The following is a 4,866-nucleotide window of genomic DNA, read 5'->3' as shown; positions in this document are numbered from 1 at the left end:
GGGCAAATAGTCTTTCCGACATATTTAAGATGGTTTTGGCTTTTTACAATAGAGAAATAGTCTTCTAAATATACTGAATACTAATGAAATATAGATATCTGACATATATCGGTTTTGATTTAAGCTGAAGGATTTAAATTGATGCACTCAAACCAACATCTGTATGAAACCTATCTCTATACTCTTCATCCTTTTTTTGTTTATTTCAAGTTGTAAACGGTCTGATTCTTTGTTGCCAAACAATATCGACCGTACTGATGTAGTTGCTCTTTACTACAAAATGCAACCTGGTTTCACCAACAATAATGCCTATGGCATGGTAGATTCTTTACCATCTGAGCTGGATTGGACCCAAACTTACGAGATGACAATCAGCGGAGAGTCTTGCTTAATTCTAGATCTTTCGCAATTCCATGTCAGAACAGCTCAACTTACGGGTCATCAGTTTTCAGTACAAATAGATCAATCTTTGATTTTTCGAAAAACGAAAGAAGGAAAACTCTATTTTCAATTGGTACAAGCCTGGGGGAACGGTAATTCCGATTATGGGCTTTCAATTCTTGTATACGATCAAACTGGAAAGCTTCACGGGAGTTTCCTTTCTAACGGTGATCGAACTTCGCCCTCAAACGTGGAATTTCTAAAAAAGAGGACCAGTCTACCCAGAGCTTCAGGAATGATGTGTAGTGAGACAGATGTGTATTCTTGTTTGTACTATAATGGACTGAATTATGGATGTCTATATAATTACACTGTAAGACAGTGTTTGATTCTGCCAGGTGACGAAACAGGAGAACCCAATAGTAGTAGCGGCTATGGTGATGGGGGTGGGTTTGATTATGGTTCAATTGACAAATTGAAAACTAAAACGTTAGTGAATATACCACCGACAGACAAGATTATTGCTGATTTAGCGCAATATATGGGCTGTTTTACTATAAGTTCTTTGTCCAGTTACGAAGTTACCTTGTATGTAAAACAACCTATCCCAGATACCAGAGTACTGCTATCAGATCAATATCAAAATCTTACTCCCAACTCTTCTGATCCTTCTACAAAACTAACCGTAGGACATACGTTTTTAGGGTTCCGTCAGAGTGGAGGTAGAAGTACTACTGTTATACGTACTGTTGGATTCTACCCCTCCAAGGCTGTTTCTCCCATTAATCCGGAAGCAAAAGGTCTGTTAGTTAACAATTCCGGAGACAAGTATGATGTTGCAATAACTTTAAAGGTTACGTCAGAACAGTTCAAAGTCATTGTGAATACCTTTAATGCACAAGCAAATTTACCATACCACCTCAATTCGAATAATTGCACAAGTATCGCAGTAGACGCACTTAATGCGGCTGGCCTGAACATCCCCAAAACTCAAGGGGACTGGCCACTAGGGAAAGGCGCTGATCCTGCCGATTTGGGGCAAGACTTACGACTTTTCCAATCAAATAATATAAAGCAAAAAAACCTGAATGGAGGCGTGTCAACCACTAATACTACACCTTGTAAAATTCGATAAAACTTTATTTTATGGCTTTTTTTCTTTTTTGGTTACTACCTTTTTTAACCGGTGACTTGCAGCAGAATCCCTGCATAAAATGGAATACGGCGAAAAACTTTGATTTCTATTGTATTCCAGATGGAAAGGCACCCGAGCGAATGACATGGGAGGAGATAGATAAACTCAAACATGTGAGGTTAAATCAGGCTTCGTCAGTATTAACCAAATCTACCTGTAAGCCAGCAGAAGCGCTTATTTGGATGGAAACATATCTCCTTGTCGTAGAATTCAGCGCTGGTCAACGGAAGAAACTCAGAGTAAGCAATTATGGCGGTTTTCTCAGTGATCTCGGTGGCAGGTTTTATTATGTACAGGAAGCCGACCAACAAAAGTGGCTCGATATTCTTGCGGAATTTAGGCACCAGGTTAATGCTCAGCATTAAAAAACCTCTTATCTATTTATGTTGTTTGGTGATCCCAGATTTTTTTAGTGAATCACTGCTAGTCCAATAAATATTAGGGCTATTCAAACCTTCGTGATTATTTGTGTCAAAGTTTTCAGGTCCACTAAAATTTGCGCTTCCAGGTTAAAAAACCGTTCCCTCGTACCCGTTTTTTATTTGTGTCAGCACTTATATTATTTTACCGCTCATGTAAAAGTTTCAGTTTTTATCGTTAATGCTTTCGATTGCAATTTCATTTTTATATTTTTGAAGCAAGCAATTAACAATCCACGTATGAATCATAACAACTCAAGACGGAGCTTTCTAAAACAGGCCGCGCTAGCCACCCTGGCCACCGCTACTCCTGGCCTGCTGATGGCCGCGGCGAAGCCCTATCACTATACCCGCAAAATCGGGCCTAACGAAAAAGTAAACCTCGCCTTCATTGGTATAGGCAACAGAGGCGGAGAGATCGCCCAGGCGCTCTACAAGACAGGGTTGGCCAACATTGTGGCACTCTGCGACGTAGACATGGGCGCACCGCATACCCTGGAGGTAATGAAAATGTTCCCTAACGTACCTCGTTTCCAGGATTTCCGCCAGATGTTCGATAAGATGGGCAACCAGATTGACGCAGTGTCCATCGGTGTACCTGACTTCTCACATTTCGCCATCACGATGATGGCAATAGGCCTTGGCAAACATGTTTATGTAGAAAAGCCAATGGCACGCACATTCAACGAAGTAGAACTGATGATGAAGGCTGCCAGGAAGTATCCGAAAGTGGTGACCCAAATGGGCAACCAGGGTCACTCTGAAGCTAATTACTTTCAGTTTAAAGCATGGACAGAAGCCGGCATCATCAAAGATGTAACAGCCATTACCGCTCATATGAACTCTCCACGGCGCTGGCATGGCTGGAACCCAAATATCACCTCGTTCCCGGCCGCAGAACAGCCCCCTGCTACCCTCGACTGGAATATCTGGCAGATGACAACGCAGGGGCACTCCTATAACAAAGATTTCGTAAACGGCCAGTGGCGCTGCTGGTTCGACTTCGGTATGGGTGCACTGGGCGACTGGGGCGCACATCTCATAGATACCGCCCACCAGTTCCTCGATCTTGGCTTACCATACGAAGTTGATCCGATCAAACTCACGGGTCATAATAACTTCTTCTACCCAATGTCTTCCACGCTGGCATTCAAATTCCCTAAAAGAGGAAATATGCCCGCACTGGATATCACCTGGTACGATGGAGTAGATAACCTGCCGCCAATTCCTGCGGGATACGGTGTATCGGGACTAGATCCTAATATTCCTCCTCCAAGCAATGGTCCTATAGCACCTTCTAAACTGAATCCAGGTAAGATCATTTACAGTAAGGATCTTACATTTAAAGGAGGTTCCCACGGTAGTACGCTCTCTATTATTCCTGAGGAAAAGGCAAAAGAAATGGCAGGAAAACTGCCAACAGTACCGGAAAGTCCGTCTAATCACTTTAAGAACTTCCTGCTGGCATGCAAAGGTGAGGAACAAACACGATCTCCATTCGCCATTGCAGGTCCACTGAGCCAGGTATTCTGTCTTGGTGTACTGGCACAGTGGACAGGAGAAAAATTACAGTTTGATCGGGAAAAGAAAATCATTACTAATAATAAACATGCAAATGAATTGCTGGTAGGTCCTCCACCAAGGAAAGGCTGGGAGCAGTACTATAAAGTTTAAAGAGAGGACTACGGTCCTCTCTTTTTTTGCGTTGCAGGGGAAGGTTATTTAATGACCCCGTGCGTATTACGCAATTTATTTACTCAACAACCACCTTTCTGAGCGGCACGTTTATAAATTATTTTACTATCTCGTTCTACATAGTCGCCCGATACTATTGGATATGAATACTTGGGGGCGTACGATGCACCATGGCTTCTTATAATTATTTTGTCGTTAACTTTCAGGCTACGCAATTGCTGAAATTCATTGGACTTTTCCAGCCCAAAACTAAGAATATAATCGTCACCATTAATCCTGGCCATCACTCCGAAACCTAATCGTGAGCCTGGCGGAAGAGAAAGAGAGGTGACAACAGCCTCCATATCGGTAAAAGCACTTATAGGCGTCCTTATTTTAGCAGCACCGGCGAGCACTTTTTTACCTTCGGGAGACGCTTCCCATTTTTTGAACTTTATACCCTCAGGGGTAGCCTCCCATTTTTTCAATTCGGCTTTCATTTCTGCAGCAGAGAGTGGCTTTAGGGTTGGTTTTCTGGAATTTTCATGTTTGATTTTGAAATTTGCAAATACTAGTCCGCTTACCACAACCAGCGGTAAAATCAGTGCATAAATAACTTTTTTCATATTTTTTGTTGTTTTAATTAACGTACATCAATCTCCTGATAAATCCGATCCGCTTAAGGCATCTCTTTTATTATCATATCCTGTTAAAGTTTGATACAGTGAAACTACTTTAATCCTTTCAGCTGGAAGGATTAGGATTGTAAATTAAAATGTAACCTTTGTAAATTATTGTAAATAGTACCCTGGACCTTCTAAACTGAATCCAGGTAAGATCATCTACAGTAAAGACCTTCCGTTAAAAAGGGGGCTCACACAGTCTTGGTGTACTGGCATAGTGAACAGGAAAGAAATTACAGTTTGATCGGGGAAAGAAAATCATTGCTAATAATAAACATGCAAATGAATTGCTGGTAGGTTCTCCATCAAGGAAAGGCTGGGAGCCGTACTATAAAGTTTAAAAAGAGGACCAGGATTCTCTCTTTTTTGCGTTTTGGGGGAAGGTTATTTTTGAATTAGTACTGCGGACTGCATTTGTAGAGGAACAAAGTTATACACTCAGCCCATGCCACAACCTGATACCTTAATAAGTTGCTTTATGTCCTTGATACAAATCTTCCTACTATGTGATGTT

At 41.6% G+C, this 4,866-nt stretch carries 4 protein-coding genes; 3 read left to right on the top strand and 1 reads right to left on the bottom strand.

The genetic code is table 11. The features are described from left to right. Window positions 1-163 precede the first annotated feature (163 nt). From VIP81_RS01045 to VIP81_RS01035, 3 genes are all read left to right on the top strand, one after another. Window positions 164-1,516, top strand: coding sequence for a hypothetical protein (locus VIP81_RS01045; RefSeq protein WP_331956619.1), 1,353 nt, complete (start codon window positions 164-166; stop codon window positions 1,514-1,516). Between the two features lie 11 nt (window positions 1,517-1,527). Next, window positions 1,528-1,941, top strand: a complete 414-nt coding sequence (locus VIP81_RS01040) for a hypothetical protein (RefSeq protein WP_331956618.1) — start codon at window positions 1,528-1,530, stop codon at window positions 1,939-1,941. A 294-nt stretch (window positions 1,942-2,235) separates the two neighbouring features. Then, on the top strand, window positions 2,236-3,669 hold the full coding sequence (locus tag VIP81_RS01035) for a Gfo/Idh/MocA family oxidoreductase (protein WP_331956617.1): 1,434 nt from the start codon (window positions 2,236-2,238) through the stop codon (window positions 3,667-3,669). An 83-nt stretch (window positions 3,670-3,752) separates the two neighbouring features. Here VIP81_RS01035 and VIP81_RS01030 read toward each other — a convergent pair whose 3' ends face one another. Continuing rightward, complete coding sequence (locus VIP81_RS01030; RefSeq protein ID WP_331956616.1) at window positions 3,753-4,295, bottom strand: hypothetical protein; 543 nt, start codon at window positions 4,293-4,295, stop codon at window positions 3,753-3,755. Between the last annotated feature and the right edge of the window lie 571 nt (window positions 4,296-4,866).

The sequence above is a fragment of the Chitinophaga sp. genome, from assembly GCF_036566945.1.
Lineage (GTDB): Bacteria > Bacteroidota > Bacteroidia > Chitinophagales > Chitinophagaceae > Chitinophaga.
The sequence above is the reverse complement of the archived record's forward strand: the minus strand, read 5'-3'. Positions and strand labels throughout refer to the sequence as shown.

Bases quoted from the DNA above. Each gene is read 5' to 3' on its own strand.
- VIP81_RS01045 (WP_331956619.1), top strand. From the start codon at position 164: ATGAAACCTATCTCTATACTCTTCATCCTTTTTTTGTTTATTTCAAGT.
- VIP81_RS01040 (WP_331956618.1), top strand. From the start codon at position 1,528: ATGGCTTTTTTTCTTTTTTGGTTACTACCTTTTTTAACCGGTGACTTG.
- VIP81_RS01035 (WP_331956617.1), top strand. From the start codon at position 2,236: ATGAATCATAACAACTCAAGACGGAGCTTTCTAAAACAGGCCGCGCTA.
- VIP81_RS01030 (WP_331956616.1), bottom strand. From the start codon at position 4,295: ATGAAAAAAGTTATTTATGCACTGATTTTACCGCTGGTTGTGGTAAGC.